General features: G+C 73.0%; 22 protein-coding genes. 11 read left to right on the plus strand and 11 right to left on the minus strand.

What is annotated here, in order from left to right; genetic code table 11:
* Positions 1–211 precede the first annotated feature (211 nt).
* The 3 genes from thrS to OG885_RS22115 all read left to right on the plus strand — a co-directional run bounded on the left by thrS (position 212) and on the right by OG885_RS22115 (position 3,356).
* Positions 212–1,447 carry a threonine--tRNA ligase gene (thrS, locus tag OG885_RS22105; protein ID WP_405734260.1) on the plus strand — a complete coding sequence of 412 codons (1,236 nt, stop codon included), beginning with the start codon at positions 212–214 and terminating at the stop codon, positions 1,445–1,447.
* Between the two features lie 38 nt (positions 1,448–1,485).
* Positions 1,486–2,448 carry a nucleoside hydrolase gene (locus OG885_RS22110; protein WP_405734262.1) on the plus strand — a complete coding sequence of 321 codons (963 nt, stop codon included), beginning with the start codon at positions 1,486–1,488 and terminating at the stop codon, positions 2,446–2,448.
* 134 nt (positions 2,449–2,582) lie between these two features.
* Positions 2,583–3,356: a hypothetical protein gene (locus OG885_RS22115; RefSeq protein WP_405734264.1), complete on the plus strand. Its 774-nt coding sequence runs from the start codon at positions 2,583–2,585 to the stop codon at positions 3,354–3,356.
* 13 nt (positions 3,357–3,369) lie between these two features.
* Here the strand turns inward: OG885_RS22115 and OG885_RS22120 are convergent, their stop codons facing one another.
* The 6 genes from OG885_RS22120 to OG885_RS22145 form a co-directional block, all read right to left on the minus strand.
* A complete protein-coding gene (locus OG885_RS22120; protein WP_405734266.1) occupies positions 3,370–4,110 on the minus strand; it encodes a GAF and ANTAR domain-containing protein in 741 nt (246 codons plus the stop codon).
* A gap of 57 nt (positions 4,111–4,167) precedes the next feature.
* Positions 4,168–4,908 (minus strand): GAF and ANTAR domain-containing protein, encoded by a 741-nt coding sequence (locus OG885_RS22125; protein ID WP_405742813.1) that lies wholly within the window; start codon positions 4,906–4,908, stop codon positions 4,168–4,170.
* 188 nt (positions 4,909–5,096) lie between these two features.
* Positions 5,097–5,465 carry a hypothetical protein gene (locus OG885_RS22130; protein WP_405734268.1) on the minus strand — a complete coding sequence of 123 codons (369 nt, stop codon included), beginning with the start codon at positions 5,463–5,465 and terminating at the stop codon, positions 5,097–5,099.
* A gap of 424 nt (positions 5,466–5,889) precedes the next feature.
* Positions 5,890–6,645 (minus strand): TIGR03943 family putative permease subunit, encoded by a 756-nt coding sequence (locus OG885_RS22135; protein WP_405734270.1) that lies wholly within the window; start codon positions 6,643–6,645, stop codon positions 5,890–5,892.
* Positions 6,642–7,625 carry a permease gene (locus OG885_RS22140; protein ID WP_405742814.1) on the minus strand — a complete coding sequence of 328 codons (984 nt, stop codon included), beginning with the start codon at positions 7,623–7,625 and terminating at the stop codon, positions 6,642–6,644. The genes OG885_RS22135 and OG885_RS22140 overlap by 4 nt, the downstream gene beginning before the upstream one ends.
* A gap of 78 nt (positions 7,626–7,703) precedes the next feature.
* Positions 7,704–9,047, minus strand: coding sequence for a tetratricopeptide repeat protein (locus tag OG885_RS22145; protein ID WP_405734272.1), 1,344 nt, complete (start codon positions 9,045–9,047; stop codon positions 7,704–7,706).
* Positions 9,048–9,192: 145 nt separating this feature from the next.
* Between OG885_RS22145 and OG885_RS22150 the strand changes: the two genes are divergently transcribed.
* Positions 9,193–9,357, plus strand: a complete 165-nt coding sequence (locus tag OG885_RS22150; protein ID WP_405734274.1) for a hypothetical protein — start codon at positions 9,193–9,195, stop codon at positions 9,355–9,357.
* Between the two features lie 7 nt (positions 9,358–9,364).
* Here OG885_RS22150 and OG885_RS22155 read toward each other — a convergent pair whose 3' ends face one another.
* The gene (locus tag OG885_RS22155) at positions 9,365–9,928 is read right to left on the minus strand and encodes a tellurite resistance TerB family protein (protein ID WP_399952944.1); all 564 of its coding nucleotides are present in this window, start codon (positions 9,926–9,928) and stop codon (positions 9,365–9,367) included.
* A gap of 150 nt (positions 9,929–10,078) precedes the next feature.
* On the opposite strand from OG885_RS22155, the gene OG885_RS22160 reads away from it, so the two are divergent.
* Together OG885_RS22160 and OG885_RS22165 are read left to right on the plus strand one after the other, a co-directional pair.
* A complete protein-coding gene (locus OG885_RS22160; protein WP_405734276.1) occupies positions 10,079–11,314 on the plus strand; it encodes an amidohydrolase in 1,236 nt (411 codons plus the stop codon).
* Between the two features lie 132 nt (positions 11,315–11,446).
* A complete protein-coding gene (locus OG885_RS22165; protein ID WP_405734278.1) occupies positions 11,447–13,390 on the plus strand; it encodes an Ig-like domain repeat protein in 1,944 nt (647 codons plus the stop codon).
* On the opposite strand, the gene OG885_RS22170 is transcribed toward OG885_RS22165, so the two are convergent.
* Positions 13,380–14,438 (minus strand): hypothetical protein, encoded by a 1,059-nt coding sequence (locus OG885_RS22170; protein ID WP_405734280.1) that lies wholly within the window; start codon positions 14,436–14,438, stop codon positions 13,380–13,382. The two genes, OG885_RS22165 and OG885_RS22170, sit on opposite strands and share 11 nt — an antisense overlap.
* Positions 14,439–14,507: 69 nt before the next feature.
* On the minus strand, positions 14,508–15,842 hold the full coding sequence (locus tag OG885_RS22175; protein WP_405734282.1) for a PP2C family protein-serine/threonine phosphatase: 1,335 nt from the start codon (positions 15,840–15,842) through the stop codon (positions 14,508–14,510).
* Between the two features lie 106 nt (positions 15,843–15,948).
* Between OG885_RS22175 and OG885_RS22180 the strand changes: the two genes are divergently transcribed.
* On the plus strand, positions 15,949–16,392 hold the full coding sequence (locus OG885_RS22180) for a hypothetical protein (protein WP_405734284.1): 444 nt from the start codon (positions 15,949–15,951) through the stop codon (positions 16,390–16,392).
* Between the two features lie 65 nt (positions 16,393–16,457).
* On the opposite strand, the gene OG885_RS22185 is transcribed toward OG885_RS22180, so the two are convergent.
* Positions 16,458–16,991: an SH3 domain-containing protein gene (locus OG885_RS22185; RefSeq protein ID WP_405734286.1), complete on the minus strand. Its 534-nt coding sequence runs from the start codon at positions 16,989–16,991 to the stop codon at positions 16,458–16,460.
* Between the two features lie 225 nt (positions 16,992–17,216).
* On the opposite strand from OG885_RS22185, the gene OG885_RS22190 reads away from it, so the two are divergent.
* On the plus strand, positions 17,217–17,750 hold the full coding sequence (locus tag OG885_RS22190; RefSeq protein WP_405734288.1) for a hypothetical protein: 534 nt from the start codon (positions 17,217–17,219) through the stop codon (positions 17,748–17,750).
* Here the strand turns inward: OG885_RS22190 and OG885_RS22195 are convergent.
* The gene (locus OG885_RS22195) at positions 17,665–18,993 is read right to left on the minus strand and encodes a PLP-dependent aminotransferase family protein (RefSeq protein WP_405734290.1); all 1,329 of its coding nucleotides are present in this window, start codon (positions 18,991–18,993) and stop codon (positions 17,665–17,667) included. The two genes, OG885_RS22190 and OG885_RS22195, sit on opposite strands and share 86 nt — an antisense overlap.
* A gap of 98 nt (positions 18,994–19,091) precedes the next feature.
* On the opposite strand from OG885_RS22195, the gene OG885_RS22200 reads away from it, so the two are divergent.
* From OG885_RS22200 to OG885_RS22210, 3 genes are read left to right on the plus strand one after another with little or no spacing between them, the layout of a single operon-like run.
* Positions 19,092–19,841: an alpha/beta fold hydrolase gene (locus tag OG885_RS22200; RefSeq protein ID WP_405734292.1), complete on the plus strand. Its 750-nt coding sequence runs from the start codon at positions 19,092–19,094 to the stop codon at positions 19,839–19,841.
* Positions 19,842–19,893: 52 nt separating this feature from the next.
* Positions 19,894–20,853, plus strand: coding sequence for an endonuclease/exonuclease/phosphatase family protein (locus OG885_RS22205; RefSeq protein ID WP_405742816.1), 960 nt, complete (start codon positions 19,894–19,896; stop codon positions 20,851–20,853).
* A 14-nt stretch (positions 20,854–20,867) separates the two neighbouring features.
* Entirely contained in the window at positions 20,868–22,805 is a 1,938-nt protein-coding gene (locus OG885_RS22210) for an FUSC family protein (RefSeq protein ID WP_405734294.1), read from the plus strand.
* The last annotated feature ends 22 nt before the right edge of the window (positions 22,806–22,827 follow it).

A 22,827-nucleotide genomic window follows, 5' to 3' on the forward strand; every position in this document is an offset into this window, starting at 1 on the left:
GCGCCCGGCGCCGGAAAACCGTTCGCCGCTCACCCGGCCCTCTTGTTACGGTCCCCACATGAAGCGCGCCAACCCGTCTTCCACGACGACGCCGGACATGGTCCCGGCGCGCTGACACCTGAGCTGACGCGAACCCCGGGGCGAGTGCCCCGGGGTTCTTGCTGTGCGGCGGCGCTCGTCTCCCGACGTAACGACGTATGAGGAGATCGCCATGAACGCCGACAACGCCCAGCACGACCACCGCCGACTCGGCCGTGAGCTCGACCTGTTCGACACCGACCCGCTGATGGGCGCCGGGCTGCCGTACTGGCTGCCGGACGGGGCCGTCGTACGGCACACCCTGGAGGAGTACGTACGGGAGGCCGAGCGGGGAGCCGGGTACCGGCATGTGTACTCACCCGTGCTCGGGAAACGGGAGCTGTACGAGATCTCGGGGCACTGGTCGCACTACAGCGAGGACATGTTCCCGCCCATGCGGCTGGGCGGCGAGGAGGTCGTACTGCGGCCCAGCCTCTGCCCGCACCACGCCCTCATCTACCGGTCGCGCTCCCATTCGTACCGCGAACTGCCGCTCCGTATCGCCGAGTTGGGCGGCATGTACCGCTCCGAACTCTCCGGCGTCCTCGGCGGCCTCACCCGTGTCCGCGCCATCCAGCTCAACGACGCCCATGTCTTCTGCACCCTCGACCAGGCCGTCGAGGAGGCCCGCGCCGCCCTCGCCCTGATCCGCCGCGCCTACGCCGACCTCGGCATCCGCGCCGCCAAGTACCGGCTCTCCCTGCCCGGGGAGGGCGACAAGTACGTGGCCGACCCGGAGTTGTGGCGGCGGGCCACCGCGCTCCTCGAAGAGGTACTGGAGGGGGTGGAGTACGAGGCCGTGGCGGGCGAGGCGGCCTTCTACGGGCCGAAGATCGACGTCCAGATCGTCGACTCCGCCGGACGCGAGTCCACCCTCTCCACCGTCCAGATCGACTTCCACCAGCCCGAGCGCTTCGACCTGCACTACATCGGCCCCGACGGTGCCAAGCACCGCCCGGTCATGGTGCACCGCAGCGTCATCGGCAGCGTGGAGCGTGCCGTCGCGCATCTCATCGAGCAGCACGGCGGGGCGTTCCCGGTGTGGCTGGCGCCGGTGCAACTGGTCGTGCTGCCGGTGGCGCAGGAGCAGTACGAGCAGGCGGAGAAGGTCCTACGACGTGCTCTCGACCTGGGGCTACGGGCCGAGCTCGCCGGCCCCGAGCACGGCACCCTCGGCGCCCGCATCCGGGAGGCCCGGCTCGTGCCGTACGTCGCGGTGGTCGGGGCGCGGGAGGCGGCCGACGGCGATCTGGTCGCCGTACGGCTCAGGGACGGGCGGCGGCCCGGGGCGGTACCGGTGGAGGAGCTCCTCGCCCGGGCCGAGGCCGTCGCTCGGTCTCGTGGCGGCGAACTGTGGGCGGCCGCGTAAGTCTGCGTAAGGTCGGTGGCACGACGGAAGGAGTCCCCGTGACCGCCCAGCCCATTCCCGTGATCATCGACTGCGACACCGGGGTCGACGACGCGCTCGCCCTGCTGTTCGCCGTGCGCCACCCGGGTCTCGACGTGCGCGCGATCACCTGCGTGGCCGGGAACACCGACGTGGACGGGGTCGTACGCAACACGCTGACCGTGCTGGAGACGGCCGGGGCCGGGGACATCCCGGTCGCACGGGGCGCCGAGCGGCCGTTGATCGAGCCGGTCCGCACGGCCTCGCACGTCCACGGACAGGACGGCATGGGCGACCTCGGGCTGCCCGCACCGACCCGGCGCCCGGTCGACCTCGACGCGGTCGCCCTGCTGCGGCGGGAGATCCTCGCCTCGCCGCGGCCGGTGACCCTGATCCCCACCGCCCCGCTGACGAACATCGCGCTGCTGCTGCGGACCCACCCCGAGGTGACCCGCAACATCGAGCGGATCGTGTTCATGGGCGGCGCGGTGGAGGTCGGCAACGCCACGCCGGTCGCCGAGTTCAACGTGTGGCACGACCCGGAGGCCGCCGCGATCCTGCTCACCGCCGGGGTGCCGATCACCATGTACGGCCTGGACGTCTTCCGTCAGGTCATCGTGCCCGCCGCGGACGTCCAGCGGCTGCGCGGCGGTTCCGACCCCCGGCTGCGGCTGGCCGGCGAGCTGCTCGCCCACCGCGACCCGGCCACGTCCGGCGATCCCACGCCGACGGGCGGCCTCGGGGACGCGGGGGCGGTGTGCGCGGTCGCCGACCCCGGCGGCCTCACCACCGGCCTCCTGCCCGTCGAGGTCTCCCTCGCCCCCGGCCCGACCCGCGGCCAGACCATCGTCGACCGGCGCCCGCGCCCCGGGGAGGCCGAGATCCACGAGGGCGAGCGTGAACTCCCCATGGTGGACGTGGCGTTGGCCGTCGATGTCGAGCGGTACGTGAAGCTGTGGCTGTCGGTGGTGGAGGGCGGCTGAGCGTGCGGCACTGAACCGCCGAAGCGACTGCGGGGCGGGAGTGTGTAACCCATACAGCGCCGCGGGGCGGGAGCGTGTAACCCATACAGCCCGGACCGGTGGTGGCCTCCCACCCGCGATGCTCCCGTTGAGGCATGACCCGCCGCGCCCTTCTCGCCGTCGCCCTCGTCCTCCCCCTCGCCGCCACCGCCTGCTCGGCCATCCGGACGGAGAAGGCGGCCCCGGCCACCACCTCCGCCAGTCCCTCCGCCTCCCCCACCAAGACCACCGCACCCCCCACCCCCGCGTCCGCGCCCGCCCTCACCCCCTCCCAGGCGCAGGCCGCGCTCATCACCTACACGGACCTGGGGGAGCCCTGGGCCCCCACCCAGGGCGCCGCGACCTGGCGGGACGGGCTGCTCAAGGCCACCACCAAAAAGCCCGACTGCCAGAAGCTGCTCGACGCCCTCTACTCCGAGCGGCTCTTCGGCACGAGCGCCCATGTGCGGGCCGCGACCGGGCTCGACGACACCTGGGACGACGCACAGCTGCACCACCAGGTCGTCGCCGTACGGCCCGCCGACGCCGACCGGACGATGGCCTGGCTGAAGACGCTGCCCAAGAAGTGCGGGACGTTCACCGCGGCGACCGGCACCGGCGTCGTCCAGAAGGCGGCCGTCGCCGACGGCCGGCTGCCGGGGATCGGGGACGCCCGGCAGGCCCTGCGGACCACGCTGACCAGCCAGAACACGGATGGCGAGGAGACCACGCTCACCCTCGACGTGGCCGCCGTACGCATCGGCGACGACGCGCTGCTCCTCACCAACGGCGGTCTGGGCGACGTCTACGCCGAGATCACCCAGGCGGTCGCCGAACTCGCCGCCCAGCGCCTGACGGACGTACGCAAGCAGGCCCGCGTGCAGGTCTAGCGGGACGCGGGACTCAGTGCGTCGCCTCCGGTGATCCCGCCAGTACCTCGTCCGCCGTGAGCCTGCCCTCCGCGAGGTCGCGGGCCACGGCCGACACGGACCGCCGCTCCTTCTCGGCGTAGCGGCACAGCAGACCGAGGGCCTCGGCGAAAGAGACGCCCGCGTACTCCGACAGGAAGCCCTTGGCCAGCTCGACGGACGCCTTCGCGGAGACCGCCGCCTGAAGGGAGGTCAGCAGGTCGTGCGGGCGGGTGGGCGGGACCGGCCAGTGGGTGAGGGTGAGCGCGGCGATGTCGCTCATGCCCTGGGCGACCACCAGGTCGGCGTCGGGCAGGACGCCGCTCTCCCGGTTGGCGAGGGCGACCGCGCCGATCGCGCCGCCGTCCAGCCGCAGCGGCACCACGTGCACGGAGACATAACCGGCCGCCAGCGCGCTCTCCGTGTACGCGGGCCAGCGGTTGCCCGAGCGCAGATCGTCGGCGCTGACGGGTTCACCGGTGCGGAAGCAGTCCACGGACGGGCCGTCGTCCTGCTCCAGCTGGAGCAGGTCGAGGCGGCCCAGCTCGGCGTCGGAGGAGGCCATGGTGCGCAGCTCGCCCCGCGAGTCGGACACCAGCACCCCGACGCCGTCGACCGCCAGCAGCCCCAGGCAGTGCTCGCCGAACCGGGTGAACAGGTCGAGGGGGTCGAAATGCGTGCTCAGTGTGTCCGCCAGATCGACGAACGCACGCGTGAGCCGCAGTTCCCGGCTCATCCGTTCCTCCTCACGCCGCCACCACGGCGGGTTGTCGGACCCGATGCCGTGGCGTACTCAGTCACGGTCGAACCTCTTCCTGTGCGAGACCACATCGCGCGCCACCTCCAGGGCGGTGCGGTTCTGTGCGAAGGCGCGGGCGCGCAGCCGGGCCAGCGCCTCGTCCCCGCTCACCCCCAGTTGCGCCATGATCATGCCGATGGCCTGGTAGACCTCGTCATGATCCGTGGCCAGACCGCTCAGCCAGGGTTCGTCACCGTCACGTCCATTCTCCTCCCCCCGGGGCAGCGCGATAAGGGCGATCGTCATCACGCCCGCGACGAGTTGCGCGGTGCGCAGTTCGCGGTCGGCGAGCGCGCCGGGGGTGTCCCGGTAGAGGTCGAGGGTGCCGACGCACACGGCGTCGTTGCCCAGCGGGAGCGAGTAGACCGCCTGCACCCCGGCGGCCGTGGCCTGCTGGGCGAAGACCGGCCAGCGCAGCACGTCCGGGCCGTCCGTGAGGTCGGACGCCAGTACGGGGGCGCCCATCCGGGCGGCGTGGAAACAGGGCCCGTCGCCCAGGGTGGCCTGGATCTCGGCGAGGTAGGACGCCTGGTCGCTGCTCGAACTCAGCTGGACGGGCATGCCGTTGTTGCGCAGGGAGACGCTCGCGCCCGTGACCGGCAGCAGCTTGACCGCGACCACACAGAGCCGCTTCGGGATCTCCCTCGGTTCCGCGCCCCGCACCCCCTCGGCGATCACGTCGGAGGCGCGCACCCGATCCCGTTCGCGCTCCCGTCCCGACTCCCGCCCGGACAGCCTGGGGTCGTCAACCCCTCCAGACGGCCTGGGGTCGTCGCCGGAGTCGCCGGAGCGGTCGTCCCTGGGCCGCACGGCCACCGCCTCCTTCGTTCGGCGCGACCATTATCGTCCATGGGCTCCCGAAGCGGACTCACCCGGAGCCGCGGTCGCAGCTCGTGGCGCCGCCTCTCCGGGGCGCCGCCCGGCTACCCCTCGTCCGAGGCGGGAAACCCCTCGCGGCGCCCACCGAACGGCGGGGCCCGCCGGGGTGCCGGCGGCCGGACCGTCGGCGGCCGGCCGCCCACGTTCGCCACGACCGGGAAGGCGCCGAAGCGCCGCTCCTGGTCGACGTCGACGACATGGTTCGGTTCACCGGTGCGCAGGGTCCGCAGACACGGGCCCTCGCCGACCGCGTACTGCTCCTGGTCGAAGCGGTCCACGATCTCGTGGCTGGCGGCGGTGTACGGGTGGTTGCGGCCGTCGGCGGCGAGGGTGACCGAGCAGTAGACCGGGATGGGAATACGGGCCAGGACGCGCTCTCCGCGCGCCGGTCCGACGGGGTGTTCGTCCGTCACAGCGAGCCCTCCATCGAGCGGGGAATCCGCCCCGCCGACCGAGTACCCCGCAGAACCCGGACAAGCGCCCGCCCCGTAGGCGGAACCGGCGTGCGCGAAGAGGGCTTCACAGGGCGGGACCGGGTCGCTACCGTCGGTCCTGGTGAGTCAGGAAGCGGCCGCCCACGACGTCCATCCCGTGCCGGAGCCGCCCGCACCTCCCCGACCGGGGCGACCCTTCGCCGCCGGGACGGTGGAAAGAGACTCGCAAGCAGCCCGTCCCCGTACCCGTGACGCCGATCGGGGCGCCTCCCGCCGCCCCGCACGGGAGCGGGGATGTCGGGCGAGGACCGCGCAGGGGAGCCCGCGCGCCCTCGCAAGGGGCGGCCACCCCCGCCACCGGGACGGTGGCCGCCCCGTCACCCGCGCCCACGGGCCGGCCGGCTCAGCGCTTCTCGTACGGGTCCGCCGGCTGCTTCACGCGTACGACCGTCGCGGCGTCCAGCACCGGCGGCCACGCCGAGTCGGTGCCCAGCCTGCCCTCGGGGTGCCAGGTGCCGGTGACGGCGACCCAGGTGTCCGCGGGCAGCGGGTCGGCGTCGCGGATCTCGACCTTGCTGGTGGTGGCGTCGGCGGCGCAGCAGGAGACGAGGAGCCGGGTGACGTACCAGGTGCCGTCGTCGCCGTGGGTGACGAACCCGGTCAGCCGCACCGTGCGGCCCTTCAGTGACCGCCCGCTGTCGTAGATCGCCCGGGAACTGAACTCGCCCACGGTCAGCTCCACCGGGTTCCCGGCGGGCAATGCCGGGAAGGTCCCGACCCCCTGCGCGGCCCGCTGCGCGGCCTCGCGTTCGGCGCTGTAGGAGCCGAGGGCGGGCGGCGGGAAGAGGAGCAGGGCGAGCGCGGGGAGGACGAGCAGCCACGCGGTACGGGGGCCGTGGCCCCCATGACCGTCCGCGCCCCCGTGGCCTTCCTCGCGCCCGTGGCCGTCCTCGTCTCCGTGGCCTTCCTCGCGCCCGTGCCCGGTTCGTCGTACGACGGCCATCGCGACGCCCAGCAGGACCAGCGCCGCCCCGGAGATCACCAGGTACGGGCGCAGCCCTGCCCGTACGTACCGCAGATACAGCTCGCCGAACGCCGAGATCCGCAGGATCGCCGCGCCGACCAGGATCAGCAGCAGCGCGGAACCGTACCGCCTCACAGCAGCCACCACCCCACGAGCACGCTGCTCAGGACGGCGACCACCCAGGTCACCGCGGAGAACCTGACCGCGAAGGCCCGCCCGAACGTGCCCGCCTGCAAGGCGATCAGCTTCAGGTCGACCATCGGGCCCACCACCATGAACGCGAGGCGCGCGGTGGGCGAGAAGCCGCTGAGGGAGGCGGCCACGAAGGCGTCCGCCTCGCTGCACACGCACAGGACGACCGCGAGAACGGCCAGCAGCAGCACCGAGAGCCAGGGCGAGCCGGTGAACAGGTCGAGCACGGACCGCGGGACGGCGATGTTGAAGGTCGCCGCGGCCCCCGCGCCGAGCACGAGGAAACCGCCGGCGTGCAGGAAGTCGTGCTCCAGCCCGGTGCCGAACGCGCGCAGGCCCTTGCCGGAATGGGCGGGGGCCTTGGGCAGCCGCAGCCACTCCTCCCGCCCGAACCGGGCCCACAGCCAGCCCATCACCACGGCCGTCGCGAGCGAGGCGACGAGCCGGCCGAGGACCATCTCGGGCTGGGCGGGGAAGGCGAGGGAGGTGGCGACGAGCACCACGGGGTTGATCGCGGGCGCGGAGAGCAGGAAGGCGAGCGCGGCGGCCGGGGCGACCCCGCGGCGCATCAGGCTCCCCGCCACCGGCACGGACGCGCACTCGCACCCCGGCAGCACGACGCCCGCCGCGCCCGCGAGCGGTACGGCGAGGGCCTGGTTGCGGGGCAGCAGCCGGGTGAACACCCGCTCCGGCACGAACGCCCCGATGGCCGCGGAGACGACCGTGCCCAGCAGCAGGAACGGCACCCCCTGCACGGTGATCGCGGTGAACACCGTCCACCAGGCGGCGACGGGCGGGGTGTAGAGGTCCAGGGCGAGGGTCGGGCCGAGGACGGAGGCGACGGTCGCGATGGCGATGAGCGCGGCCCCGCCGACGACGGCGTACACGAGCGCGCGTACGGCGATCCGCAGCCCGTCGGCCATGTTCCGCTGGTTCTCCACACCTGCCCTCTCGTCCTCGCGCAGGCTAACCGGCGGGTCCTGTGCGCAGGATCGGGACGGTCATAGAGGAGGCTGTGCGGGTGCCGGGCCCAGGGTCGTGGTGCCCGGGGCCGTGCGGTGGCCGAGGCCCGTGCGGTAGGCGTCCAGGGCCGCCTCCACCCTGCCCTCGCGGCGGAGCAGATCGCCCAGCAGACGGCACAGGTCGGCCAGGTCGCCGGCGGCGCCCGCGCGTTCCAGCAGGCTCAGGGCGCGGACGTAGTGCTCCTCGGCGGTCTCCGGGTCGCGGGCGTCCTCGGCGATGATGCCGAGCAGCCGGTGCGCGGCGGCGGAGTGGACGGCGCCGCGTTCCGAGGACAGGTCGCCGAGGACGTCGTGGAGGAGGGCCGCGGCCTCGTCGGACTTGCCGCGGCGGTGCAGTACGTCGGCCAGCTCGACGGCGGCCTGGCTGGAGTAGAGGGCGGCGCGCTTGGCGGACAGCATGGCGAGCGCCTGCCTCAATTCGCTCTCCGCCCGCTCCAGTTCACCGTTCTGCGCGCAGACGTAGCCGCGCATCCAGTGGCAGTTGGCCAGTTCCGTGCGGAGTTGGAGGCCGCGGTAGAGCTCGGCGGCCTTGGCGAGGGAGGCGTCGGCCTCGGCGACACGGCCCTCGGCGATGAGGGTGCGGGCGACCGAGCGGTGCATCCGGGCGACCAGGGCCGGGTCGCCGGCCTGCGGGGCGAGGGCGAGGGCGAGTTCGGCGGCCTGGGCGGCGCGGGCGTGGGCGCCCATGTCCATGTACGGGCCGATGATGCTGGCGTACAGGAGCAGAAGCGCGTCGGGGTCGTGGAGACCGCCGCGGTTGAGTTCGTCGAGGGTGGACTCCAGCAGGTAGACGGCGTACCGGAGTTCACCGGCCAGGTAGTGGGCGAGGGCGCGGCCGCGCAGGGCGGGCACCCGGGCGGGCAGCGGGGCGTCGGCGAGGACCAGTTCGGCCCGCTCGAAGTACTGCCGCCCCTCGATGAGTTCACCGCTCTCCACGGCCGACTCGCCGAGCCCGATCAGGGCGTTGTAGCGCGCCTCGGCGAGCTGGAGCTCCTCGGCCTCGGCGAGCAGCGCGGCGTAGCTGCGGGTGGCCTCCTCGGTGTCACCGGTGGCGAGGGTGCGCTGGGCCTCGATGAGCCGCAGCCGCAGATCGGTGACGAGGCGGGCGGGGCGGCCGGTGGCCAGCTCGTCGAAGCCCACGCCGAGCCGGTCGGCGAGATGGCGCAGTGCCTGGTCGGAGGGGCGCACCCGGCCCGACTCCAGGGTGGAGACATAGGCGGCGGTGTAGGCGGGCTCGGCCAGCTGCCGCTGGGTCAGCCCGCGTTCGACCCTGAGGTGCTGCACCCTGCGCCCGATGGTCTCCGGGTCGTCACGATCGGACATGGGCCAACTCCCCCTGTGCCTCTTGCCGTTCGGCTGCGCCGGGCTCTAGGTTAAACGGCGTATTAAGCCTGCTTAATAGGCAGTACGTAAATAGGCGGGGGAACGCCGTAACCGCTGTCGTCACCGTCGTCACTGCGAGGTCGTCGTGCTCGAACGCACCAGCACCACCGAGCGTTACGCAAGGGGCGTCATAGCCGCCGTGGTCGCCGTGGCGGCCCTGGTCCTGGCGGCGAACGCAGGGCCGGCCCGGGCGTCGGAGGACCACCGGGCCGACCAGGTCGGCCAGGTCCAGCAGCTCCAGCGCGACTAGTTCGCGGTCAGAGCTGGAACTCCGCCGGGTTCAGGTTCAGCGCCGTGCACGCCTCGCGCAGGACCATCTGCTCGGCCTGCGAGAAGTGGCCGTCGGCGCCCGCGATGACGATGCCGGTCTGGACGACCGCGCGCGCCTCGGCCGGCTTCTTGGCGGCCTTGGCGATGTCCTGGAGCGCCTCGGACTTGCCCTGCGCGAAGTTGCGGGTGAGCTGCTCCACATGCTTGTGGAAACGGGTGCGCAGCTGCTCCGGCGGGAAGTTCTGCAGCACCTCGTTGCTGAGGATCATCGACTCCATCTGCTGCATCTCAGACGCGTCCACCTGACCGTCCGCCGCCGCGACCAGCGCGCACATCGCCATGCTCGCGTCCCGGTAGGCGCCGCTCTTCAGCTCGGTCTTGATCGAGCCGAGCTGGGTCTTGAACAGACCGACCAGCTGGGCGCGCGAACCGCCGCCGTGAGAGCCCCCGCGCGAACCGCTGCCGTGTCCACCGCTCGTGCCGTGTCCGCCGCCCTGCACCTGCTGCTGCAAGCCCTTGGCCTGGTCCTTGAGCCGGTCGAACAGTGCCATTGACGTCACCTCGGTACTCGTCTGAGTGATCTCATCCGCACAACGCCCCCGCTCCGGTAAAGGTTCCATCAAGGAGGCCGACCACCGCACACCACGGGTCTTTCGGACAAATAGGGGTGCCGGGGATTCGGTCGGCATACGCTGCCCCGCATGACCTCCGTCGCCGCTCGCACCGCGCTGGATCTGACCGCCGATCTCGGGCTTCCCGATCTGGAGGAGCTCTATCGGGATCTGCACCGTCACCCCGAGCTGTCCCGGCAGGAGCACCGCACGGCCGGGCTGCTCGCCGGGCGGCTGAAGGGGGCCGGGTACGACACCGTCGAGGGGATCGGGGGCACCGGTGTCGCGGGGGTGCTGCGCAACGGGGACGGGCCCGTCGTGCTGCTGCGGGCCGACATGGACGCGCTGCCGGTGCGGGAGGAGACGGGGCTGCCGTACGCCTCGCAGACGGACGGCGTGATGCACGCGTGCGGGCACGATCTGCACGTGACCTGGCTGGCGGGCGCGGCCCGCGCGCTGGCCGCCGGGCGGGACGCCTGGAACGGGACCCTGGTCGTCGTCGGGCAGCCCGCCGAGGAGACCGGCAGCGGGGCGGCGGCGATGGTCGCGGACGGGCTCTACGCGCGCGTGCCCTGCCCCGACGTGCTGCTCGGCCAGCACGCGGCACCCGGACCGGTGGGGCTCTACCCGCACGTCCCCGGGCTCATCCTGTCCGCCACCACCGACGTCGAGATCGTCGTGCACGGACGGGGCGGGCACGGGTCACGGCCGGAGACGACCGTCGACCCGGTGGTGACGGCCGCGTACATCGTCACCCGGCTCCAGAGCGTCGTCAGCCGGGAGATCGCCCCGCGCGAGTCGGCCGTGCTGACCGTCGGCCGCATCGAGGCGGGCAGCGCCCCGAACATCATCCCGTCCACCGCCCGGATCTCCCTCAACCTGCGCACCCAGTCCGAGGCCGTCCGGGACCGGATGCTCGCCGCGATCCGCCGTATCGCCGAGGGCGAGTGCCATGCCGCGGGCTGCCCGCGCGAACCGGAGGTGACGCTCGGCGGCTCCTTCCCGGCGACCGTCAACGACGCCGACGCCGACCGGCGGGTGGCCGCCGTGCACCGCGAGGTCTTCGGTGACGGCACGGTGTTCGACCCGGGTCCGGCGATGGGCAGCGAGGACTTCTCCCTGCTGGCCGCGGACGGGCAGCCGTACGCCTACTGGTTCGTGACGACGACCCCGGCCGCGACCTGGGACGCGGCGCCCGGCGGCGACGACCTGTTCGCGAAGCTCGACGCGATCCCCAGCAACCACAGCCCGCACTTCGCGCCGGACCTGTCGGTGGTGGGACCGGGGGTGCGGGCCCTCGTCGCGGGCGCCCTGGCCCACCTGTGACCCCTGTGCCGTCGTTGTCCGTGGCATGACTTACTCTTCGCTCACTCGCCACACGCGACGCACAGGTCCCGCACGTGACCGGCCGCGTGCGGCCTCCACATTCGTTCCGGGGGGTTCGAAACCCAAGTGCGTATGCGCTCCCTCGCGGCCGCCACCACACTGGCGGTCCTCTTCAGCTCGGCGGCCCTCACCGCCACTCCGGCGTTCGCCGACTCCGTCAGGCCCGTCTCGGCGCTCGAGGACGCGGCCGACACGGTCGTGGACGGCACCCATCAGCGGGTGTTCATCAGCGACCCGTCCACGAACCAGATCGCCGTCACCGACGGCACCGGTGCCGTCGTCGGCGCCCTCACCGGTCTGCCCCAGGTCCGCGACCTGACGCTCAGCCCGGACGACAGCACGCTGTACGCCGCCGTCTACGGCGCCGACAAGATCGTCGCGTTCGACACGGCGACCCTCGCGCAGACCGCCGAGTACGCGACCGGCGCCGGGACCATCCCCTCCCATGTCGCCTACGCCGACGGCAAGCTGTGGTTCGGCTACGGCGACCAGTGGGACTCCGGGCTCGGCGTGGTCGACCTGACCGCCGAGACGCCCACGGTCACCCTCGACCTCTCCGCGGGCCACGACTACGCCAGCCCGCCGGTGCTGCTCGCCGACCCGGACAACCCGGGCACCCTCGTCGCCCTCGACGCGGGCATCAGCTCCGGTCCTGTCATCGTCTACGACATCGCCTCCGGTACGCCGGTGATCCGCGTCCAGGACGACAAGGGCGGCTTCCCGCACGACGCGGCCCTCACGCCGGACGGCCAGAACCTGATCACGGCCGGCAGCGGCCTCGTCGAGTACCGCCTGTCCGACCTGGCCACGGTGCGCACGTTCCCGATCGCCTCCCAGCCGGAGTCGGTCAGCGTCGCCCCGGACGGCACGGTCGCCGCCACCGTCCTCGACACGGACGACGCCGGTGACACGTACGTCTTCTCCACGGACGAGAGCCGGCCGGCCAGCGTGCGCAACCTGACGAGCGAATGGATGCCGCGCGGCCACCTCACCAACTGGTCGGCGGACGGCAGCAAGCTGTTCCTCGTCACCGACACCTACTACACGCCCCAGTTCCGCGTCATCGACGAGCCCCGCAAGTACGCGCCGACGCTCAAGGTCAGCGCCCCCGCCTCCGCGCCCCGGGCCAAGACCCTGACGGTGACCGGCACGCTCACCGCCAACCTGGCCCTGCCCGCCGGCACGCCGGTCACGGTCACCCGCACCGACCTGGAGTCGCCGAACGGCAAGTCCCTCGGCACCAAGTCCCTCGGCACGGGCGGCAAGTTCAGCTTCACCGACGTCCCACCGGCCGGCGCCAAGGTGAAGTACACGGTCACGTACGCGGGCGACGCCACGCACACCGCGGCCACCGTCTCCGACACCGTGGACGTCTCGCGCGCCACGCCGACCCTGACGCTGAGCAACAACGGCAAGGTGTACTCGTACGGCCAGGACGTGAAGTTCACCGCGCACCTCGGTACGACGTACAAGAACCGCACGGTGGAGATCTGGGCCAACCCCTACGGCGCGGACAAGCCCAACACGCTGGTGAAGACCGGCACCGTCAACTCCGACGGCAACCTGTCCGTGGTCGTCGACCTCAAGCGCAAGACCGAACTGACCGCGAAGTTCGCGGGCGACGCCCGCTACGCGCCGAAGTCGACGCAGAGCACAGTCGGTGCCAAGGTGTCGATCTCCACGTCGGTCAGCGGCGCCTACAAGTCCAAGTACACCTGGAACCACACATACCTGTTCTTCCGCCAGTCCAAGGACCCGGTCGTCACCGCGACGCTGCCGCCGTACGGGGGCCGCAAGCAGCTGCTCCAGGTGCAGTACTGGTCGGGCACCGGCTGGGTGACGACGTACCGCGAGTACTTCAAGCTCGACTCGGCCGGCAAGTCCGCCGTGCAGCTCACCGGCACCCCGCCCAAGGGCGTCCGCTTCCGGGTCCGCAACTCCTATGTCAGCGGCTCGGGCGACAGCGTCAACACCACGACGTACGGCTCCTGGAAGTACTTCACCTTCACGAGCTGAGCGTCTGCAACTGACTGAGGTGCTTGTGCACATGGTCCAGGGCGCCCTCCCGGCGTCCTGGCACCCGCGCCCTCAACTCCGCCAGCGCGGGCCCCAGTTCGCGGGCCCGCGCCGGGTCGTCGATACGGCCCCACTGGTGGTGGGCGCGGTCGGCGGCTGACTCCACGGCGGGCGCGTCCGGCGCCTGCCCGGCCCCGAGCCGCGCGGTGGCCACCGCCAGCCACGCCCGGCAGCTGCGCACCGGATCCCCGGCGAACATCGCGAGATCGGCCCGCACTTCGGTCCAGTGCAGGGCTTCTTCGGAGGCGGGGCCGTGTGCCCGTACGGCGTTCAGCTCGTGGTGCGCGGCGAGCGCGTCGGCGTCGCCGTGGCGCCGGGCGGCGACGGCGGCCGAGATCAGGACGTGCGGGTCGCCTGCCTCGGGGCCCTGTGCGCTCAGGACGTAGCCGACGCTCTCCTGCGGGAGACGGCTGAGCGCCTGCTGGTGCAACTGGTCCAGCGGCGGCCGGTGCCCGCTCCTCAGGATCGTCGCGACCGCCTTCATGTACGCGGGCGTGCCCAGGCTCCGCCGGGACGGCGGCGGCGCGATCCGCCCGTACACCGCGTTGTTGCGGCCGGTCTCCAGCGGGTTGGCCCGCAGCCACTGCCATGTCTCCGTGTCGGCGTGCAGATCGAGGACGAAGGCGGTCGCGCCGGCCGGGCGCAGCCGCAGCTCGTCCTTGAACCAGTGCCAGGGGAACCCGTTGTAGCGGACCGTCGCCGGGGTGGTGCGGGCGAGGGCGAGGTGCGGCAGCCGCTGTCGGCGGTCCAGTTGGAGCTGGCCGGTGACGAAGACGGTGAGCGGTCCCGGGGCGGCCGCGGCGGCGCGCAGCCGGGTCAGCACGGCCTGCGGCTCCAACGGGTCCGCGAGCTCCACCACGTTGGCGGTGTCCGCGCCGGACAGCACGGCGGGCGGCACGGCCGCGAGGACGGGCAGGACGGACGCGGCGTCCACCAGACAGCCCTTGCCCGCCGGTGCGACGGCCAGCAGCAGCACGGTTCCGGGCATCGGTCCCTCCCCATCCCCCGTCGATCACGTACGGCAGCACCGTAACCGCTGCGGCTGCAAAGGTGGGCCTCAGGACTGCGAACGTCCCTTTCGGACGGTTCGGCCGGTCCCGGTTCGGCCGGTCCCGGTTCGGCCGGTCCCGGTTCGGCCGGTCCCGGTTCGGCCGGTCCCGGTTCGGACGGTTCCGGTTCGGCCGGTTCCGGTGCCGCTCGGCGCGGGCGGCGAGCGGCGGACCGCGAACACCGTGGTGTCGTCGGCGAGATGCCCGCCGCTGTGCCGCAGCGTGCCGTCGCGGACGTGGGCGACCAGGCGGCGGGGTTCGGTGGCCCGCGGATCGGCGGCGACGGCGTCGGCGACCTCGGCGGCGAGCGGATAGAACCGGCCCTGGGCGTCCCGCGCCTCGGTGACCCCGTCGGTGGTGATCAGCAGCGTCTCGGCGGGGCCGAGGGGGACGCGCTGTACGGGCGGCGGCCCGTCGTCGGAGAGTTCACCGAGGCCGAGCGGGAGTCCATGGCCGGCCAGCAGGTGGCGTACGCCGTCGGGGCCGACGACCAGCGGGGGCTCGTGGCCGAAGACGACGACGTCCACCACGTCCCGCTCGTCGTCGGGAAAGCCGATCAGGACGGCGGTGGCGAAGCGGTCGCCGTCGTCGCGGCCGAGGGCGGTGAGGTGCCGGCCGTGGCGCAGGATGCGGATCTCCAGGCGCTCGGCCACCGTGCCGAGTTCCTCGTGGTACGCCGCCTCGCGGAAGGTGCCGAGCAAGGCTGCCGCCGCCTCCACCGCGCCGAGCCCCTTGCCCTGGACGTCGCCGACGAGGACCCGGGTGCCGTGCGGGCCCTGCTGGACGTCGTAGAAGTCGCCGCCGACCCGGGCCTCGACGTCGGCGGCGAGATAGACGGCCGCGTGGTCGAGGCCGCCCCAGTCCGGGGGCAGCGGGCGCAGCACGGTGCGGCGGGTGGTGTCGGCGATGTCCCGCATGTGCAGCAGACGCCGCTCGCCGCGGACCCGGACCGCGCAGGCCAGGACGGCGAGGACACCGCCGACGCCGACCAGGATGAAGTCGGGCAGCGAGCTCTCGTACCGGCTCGGATAGGACGTGTCCGCGACGAGGTACGTCACGAGCGCCAGCACGGCGAAGGCCGCGGTGCCCCACACCCCGCAGATCGCGGCGGCGATACCGGGCACCAGCACCACCCAGGAGATCATCCGGAACTCGCCGGCCGTGTTGAAGTCGATCGCCGCGATCGCGACGAGCACCAGCAGCGGCGGCACCCAGGCGACGCTGTGCCCCCGGATCCGCAGCAGCTGATGGCGGCGCCGGACGTCGTACTCCCCGCCGGGCCCAGGCAGCCGGACGACCGGACCGCGCCGCCGCCCTCCCGTCGGCCTCAGCCCGTGCTTCATGCACGTCAGCGAAGCACGGGGCGACCGGGCCCGCACTCCGACTTGCCAGGCCCCTCTCCCAGGTGTGCTCTGGTAGGCGGGGGCGAGGAGAGAGAGGAGTCCTCTCATGGCTCATGCGGCACCCGCGTCCGGCGGCCCGGTCCGAATGACCGGCGGTTCGCCCGATGTCTTCAGCCCACAGGTCCACCTGGCGGCGCGGTACGGGATTCCCGTCGTCCTGGGGCTCGTCTACGGCTACTGGGCCGCCGCCAACCGGCGCGGCGGCGGCGAGATCACCGGCTGGAACATCCTGTTCGGCTTTGTGACGGCGCTGGCGTTCATCGTGCTGTGCATCGCGGTGGCGACGTTCGCCCCGCTGCTCAAGCGCGAACTGCACTCGCTGGTGAAGTCCGCGTTCGCGGGCGCGGCGGTCGGCTTCCTCTACAGCCAGACCGGCGAGAGCGTGCTCCGCTCCACGGCGCTCGGACTGGTGGTCACGGCAGGCGTCTTCGCCGTGTTCTTCTACCGCTACTACACGCGCGAGGACGGCGAGGGCAACCGCATCCGCTGACGCCTCGGCGAGCGCGGCAGAAGGGCCCGGCAGCAGCTGCCGGGCCCTTCTGTCTCCCTCTCTCCTCACCCGCCCGGGGCAAGTAGCGAGGACCCGGTCACACTCCAGCTGAAGGAGCCGGAGAAGGTCCAGGTCCCGGAAGCGGAGATGCTCCAGGAGTCGTTCTCGTACGGGTCGTCCCAGTTGGTCCAGGAACCGTCCTTCCACTGGGGACACGGATCGGAGCAGCTCGGCACCCCTTGCCCGCCGGTGTCGACGAACTCGGCGCTCGCCCATCCCTGGGCGCCGACGAGCCAGTACCAGTAAGGGTTGCCGTTCACTCTCTGCCCTTGGACCTTGCAGTCCACTCGGTCCTGGCTCCAGGGTGAGAGCTGGTCGACGACGGGCGAGTGTGTGGTGGGCGCGGCTCTCACATTGAGGTCGACGCCGGAGACGATGGTGCCCCAGATCGGACCGCCGGATCCGCCGCCTCCGCCATGTCCGTCGGCGTAGGTCGGCGGGGTGGCGGCTGCGGCCGTGGTGCCCGCTGCCGCGGCGACGAGGGTGCCGCCGGTGAGCAGGGCCGCGGCCAGGGTCCGCAGGGCCGGAGTGGTGCGCATGAATCGGCCTCCTTCTCCCCAGAACCAGGAAACACCCGTTCGGGTGAACCCTCCACCGGAGAGCGGGAGGGCTTGGGGGGACTGGCGTGGGGGCTGGGGTGGGGCTGGCGTGGGGCTGGGGTGTGGCCTGGCGTGGGGCTGGCGTGGGGCCTGGGGTGTGGCGCCGTACGCCCGGATGGAGTCACCCCGCTCGCGGCGGCCTCGCCCACGCCGTTGCCTGGAGAGGTGCGTCCACGCCTTCGCAACGCCCTCTCGGCCACGCTCATCGCCGTGGCCTGTCTGCTTGTGCCGTTCAGTGTGGTGTCGGCCTGGGCGGCGTACTGGGTGACCGTCGAGCTGGCCCAGGTCAGGCGTCAACTCACCGACGCCTATGTGCCGTTCGACCTCGCCGGTTTCTGGCTGCCCGTCAGCGCCCTGGTCCTCGCCGCCGCCGGCATCGCGGTCGCCGCCTGCCGACGCCGCGCGGTGACGGCGACCTCGCTGGGCACGGCGCTCGGCGGCGCACTGCTCGGGCTGGCGGTCGCCCTCGGCCGCCGGATGACCCTCGCCGACCTGCCCGACGACGACCATCGCGGCGCCGCCGGCGTCATCTACGACGCCCTCACCGCCACCCTGCGCACGGTCTCCTGGCTGCTGGTCGCCCTCGGCCTCACCGCGGCCTGCGCGACCTGGCTCACCGCCCGTTACGCGCGACGCCGGCGAGTGTCCGCAGCGCCCGTCGCAGATCCGGCACCGCGGCCGACGCCAGGCCGAGCCTGACCGCGTCCGGCGTCCGGTGCGGGTCCACGGCGAACGCGGGCCCCGGCGTCACGGCGATCCCGTGCGCCGCCGCGGCGGCCGTGAAGGTGTCGGCCCGCCACGGCGCGGGCAGCTCCCACCAGGCGTAATACACCTGCGGATGGGCCCGTACGGCGAACCCGTCGAGTTCCTCGCCGACGATCCGCTGCCGCAGCGCCGCGTCCGCCCGCTTCGCCGCGACGAGCCGCTCCACCATCCCGGCCGCCATGACGCGCACGGCCGCCTCCAGCGCGAACCGGCCCGCGCTCCACCCGCCGGACCGGATCGCGGCGGCGACCGCGTCGACCCGGTGCTCCGGTACGACGGCGAACCCGACGGTGAGCCCCGGCGCGACCCGCTTGGACAGGCTGTCGACGACGTGGATGAGGGCGGGGGCGTGGGCGGCGAGCGGGGTGGGGGCGTCGGGGTGCAGGAAGGACCAGATGCGGTCCTCCACGACGGGCAGGCCCAAGTGGCCGACGGCCTGCGCGAGTTGCCGCCTTCGCTCGTCGCTCATCGTCAGGGAGGTCGGGTTGTGGAGCGTCGGCTGGAGGTAGAGGGCGGACAGCGGGGCCGTGCGGTGGACGGCGAGGACGGACTCGGGCAGCGGCCCGTCCGCGTCGGCGGCCAGCGGCACCAGGACGATGCCGAGCCGGGCCGCGATCTCCCTGACCAGCGGGTAGGTGAGCGGCTCGACGCCGACCCGGCCGCCGGGCCGGACGAGGGAGGCGAGGGTGGCGGCGATGGCCTGGCGGGCGTTGCCGGTGAACAGCACGCGGTGGGGTTCGGGGCGCGGGCCGGTGGTCGCGAGGAGGCTCGCCGCGGCCTCCCGCGCGGGCGCGGTGCCGGTGGCGGCGGCCGGGAGCAGCGCCTCGGCGAGGACGTCGGGCCGCAGCAGGGGCGCGAGAAGCGGGGCGAGCAACTCGGACTGGCCTTCCGCGACCGGGTAGTTGAGCTCCATGTTCACCGGCGCGGCACTCGCCCGCTCGATGAGGGCACGGCCGCTGGGGTCGCTCGCGGCGGCCCGCACGAAGGTGCCGCGGCCGACCTCCCCCACGACCAGGCCCCGCCGTACGAGTTCGGCGTACACCCGTCCCGCCGTCGACCCGGCGATCCCGCGCCGCCGCGCGAACTGGCGTTGCGGCATGAGCCGTTGGCCGGGCTTGAGTCGCCCGGCGGTGATGTCGTCGGCCAGCCGGTCGGCGATCGCCCGATAGTCGTCCACACGTCCCCCACTTGCGCCTGCTGCCGTACCACTCGCGATTGCACCGAGGGCAAAGATCCTATTGCACCGAGGCTCGGGAGCGTCCTAGGGTCGGGATCATGACCGATCCCGCGCCTCTGGTGCTGATCCACGGCCACCCCTTCGACCACACCATGTGGGCCCCGCAGATCGAGGCGTTCTCCGGCGGTCGCCGGGTGATCGCCCCCGACCTGCGCGGCTACGGCACCTCCCCGGTCCTCCCCGGGGTGAGCGGGTTCCCCGAATTCGCCCGCGACATCGCGGCGCTGCTGGACGAACTGCGGGTCCCGGCCGCCGTGCTGGCGGGCCTGTCGATGGGCGGCCAGATCGTCATGGACTTCCACCGCCAGTTCCCCGACCGGGTCCGCGGCCTGGTCCTCGCCGACACGTTCGCAGCGCCCGAGACCCCCGACGGGGTCGAAGCCCGCAACGCGATGGCGGACCGGCTGCTGCGCGAGGGCCTGGGCGGATACGCCGACGAGGTGCTGGAGAAGATGGTCGCCCCGTACGCGAGCGCGGAGGTCAAGGCCCACGTCCACCGCATGATGACGGCGACCTCCCCCGAGGGCGCCGCGGCGGCCCTGCGCGCCCGGGCGCTGCGCCCCGACTACCGCGACCTGCTGACCCGGGTGCAGGTCCCCACCCTCGTCGTGGTCGGCACGGATGACGAGTACACCCCGGTCTCCGACGCCGAGGCGATGCACGCGGCACTCCCCGACTCCGAGCTGCTGGTCATCTCCGGGGCGGCCCATATGCCGAACCTGGAACGACCTGAGGAGTTCAACGCGGCACTGGCGACGTTCCTGACACGGATCGACGGCCGATCGTAGTCTCGGGTCCGTGACGTACCAGTCCATCACGGGGGAAACCGATGTACGCGCGATGCCGGAGAAGCGGGGCGGCAGACGGGCCGGGATCTGGCTCGGCGGGCTGCTGTTCACCGCCGTGAGCGTGGTGCTCGGCTGCCGTACCGCCGACACGGACGCCCTCACCCCCGTACCGCAGTTGCTGGCCTTTCTGCCGTGGCTGCTGGTGCCGACGGGGCTGGGGCTGCTGCTCGCGCTGCTCGCGCGATGGTGGGTGGGCCTCGTCTGGGGAGTGGCGCTGCTCGGCCTGCTGGCGTGGTTCATCGAGCCGTACGGGAAGATCAGCGAGCCCGACGGCAAGGTGCTCGCCTCGCTCCGCGTCCTCACCTCCAACGTCGAGTTCGGGCGCGGCACGGGCGCCCTGGTGGACGTCGTGCGCCGGGAGAAGCCGGACGTCGTGTTCGTCCAGGAGTGCGAGTACACCTGCGAGGCGGAGCTGAAGCGGACCCTCGGGGTCGCCTACCCGAACCGGGCGACCGTGCCGGGCGCGGGCTCCGACGGCTCGGAGATCCTCAGCCGCTACCCGCTCAGGGCGGCCTCGGGGATCACGGCGACGATGGGGATGCCGGAAGCGGTGGCGGACGTGGACGGCCACGCCGTACGGCTCCAACTCGCCCATCCGATGCCGCCGTTGCCAGGTCAGGTGGACCTGTGGAAACGGGAGCTGGGGTCCCTGCGGGAGTTCGCGGCACGGCACGCGGACGCACCGCTGCTTCTCGCCGGTGACTTCAACGCCTCCCAGGACCATGCCGCGTTCCGCCACATCCTCGACGCCGGTCTCCGCGACGCCGCGCGTCTGGCCGGCCACCCCCGCACCCCGAGCTGGCCGGCCCGCACCGCCCCGACGCTGGGCGCGCAGATCGACCACGTCCTGGTGTCGGCGGACTTCTCCTGTGCGCGGGCCCGTTTCCTGGACCTGGCCGACACCGACCACCGGGCACTGCTGGTGGAGCTGGACCTGCACCAGGGCGGATGACGTGTAATAGGCCCATGTCCAGAGAGTTCCCCATCGGCCTCACCCCTCCCGACTGGCTGGTCAGGAACCTCCGGTCCCAACCGGCCCCGGTCAACTGGGCGGCCGTGGCCCGCGCCTCGATCGCGATGACCCTGCCACTGGCCGTCGGCCTGGCCATGGGCAAGGTGGAGTACGGCGCCCTGGCGTCCATGGGCGCCCTGTCCGGCGTCATCGGCGACACGGCGGACGCGTACCGCATGCGCATCCTCAACATCGCGATCCCGCAGTTGTTCGGGGCGGTGGGCGTGACGGTGGGCTCGCTGGTGTTCGGCGAGGGATGGCTGGCGGTGGCGGTGGTGACGCTGGTCGCCCTGCTCTCCGGGATGATCTCGACGATCGGCGCGGTGGCGTCGGTGTCAGGGCTCCTGCTGCTGCTGAACTCCGTCGTCGGAGCGGGGCTGCCGATGCCGGGCGAGTGGTGGCTGGCACCGCTGCTGATGACCGGCGGCGGCCTCCTGGTCCTCGCCCTGGCGCTGCTGGCCTGGCCGCTGCGGTCCGGCGTGCCGGAACGGTCTGCGGTGGCGGCCACGTACCGCACGGTCGCGACGCTGATGGCGGCCTGCGGCAGGGAGGAGTACGACGAGGCCCGACACACCGTCACCCAGTCCCTGAACCAGTCGTACGACCTCATCCTCGCCCGGCGCGCCCGCCATCACGGCCGAAGCCCCGACCTGACCCGGCTGCTCGCGCAACTCAACGCGATCACGCCGGTGGTGGAGGCGGCCCCGGCGGCGCACGTCACGGGCGAACCGCTCCCGCCGGAGGTCCACGAGGCAGTACGCCACCTCGCCGACGCGGTGGAGACGGGCTACAAGGGCCCGATAGCCCTCCACCTGCCCACCCCCACCTCGGAGACGACCCGCGCGGTGGACCACGCCCTGCGCCACGCGGCGGAAGTGGTCAGGACCCCGGACGTCGACCCCGCCGGCCTCGACGACCGCCTCGGCCGCCCGGCGGCGCTGCGCGTCCGCGCGGCGCGGGCGACCCGCAACGTGGCGCTGTCGGCGGCGTCCTGGCGCTACGGCCTGCGCCTGGCCCTGTGCATCGGAGTGGCCCAGGTCCTGGTCTCGATCCTCCCGGTGCCCCGCTCGTACTGGGTGGCCCTGACCATCACGTTCGTCCTGAAACCGGACTTCGGCTCGGTCTTCTCCCGTGCGCTGCTCCGCGCGCTCGGCACGGTGGCGGGCCTGGTGATCGCGGCGGCGGTCCTGTCGGAGGTGCCGAGGGGCTGGTGGGACATCCCGGTGATGCTGCTCCTGGCCCCCCTGATCCCCGCGCTCACCCCCCGGGGCTACGGCTACCAGACAGCCGCGATCACCCCGGTGATCCTGCTCCTCTCGGACATCCTGAACCACCAGGGCACGGCCCTCCTCATGCCCCGCCTCCTGGACTCCCTGATGGGCTGCGGCATCGCCCTGATCGCGGGTTACCTGCTCTGGCCGGAGAGCTGGCACACCCGCGTCGGCGACCGCCTGGCGAGGGCGGTGGACGACACGGCGACGTACGTGGAATCAGCCTTCGGCAGCGACCCCACGGACCCCCCGTCCCGAGCCCGCATGCGCCGCGGCCTCTACCGCGACCTCTCGGTCATCCGCACGGAATTCCAACGCGCCCTGACCGAACCCCCACCCACCGGCCGCCGGGCTGCGGCCTGGTGGCCCCTGGTGGTGGCGGTGGAACGCATCGTCGACGCGACGACAGCGGCCCGAGTCCGCACCAAACACGGCGCACCCCTCCCGTCGGAGGCGGAGGTGACCCAAGTGGTGCTGCAACTGCGCGAGTTGGCAGAGGGAGTCCGAGAAGCGGAAACCCTCTACGCGGTCCGCACAGACCTGACAGGCCCCTCGGAAAGCGTCCTGGAACCCCTACGCCAGGAACTGGCAGCGGCCCGGGCCATCGCTTCACCGCGCTGACGGGACCGCGCCGGCGTCCTGA

This window comes from Streptomyces sp. NBC_00028 (assembly GCF_045041065.1).
GTDB lineage: Bacteria > Actinomycetota > Actinomycetes > Streptomycetales > Streptomycetaceae > Streptomyces.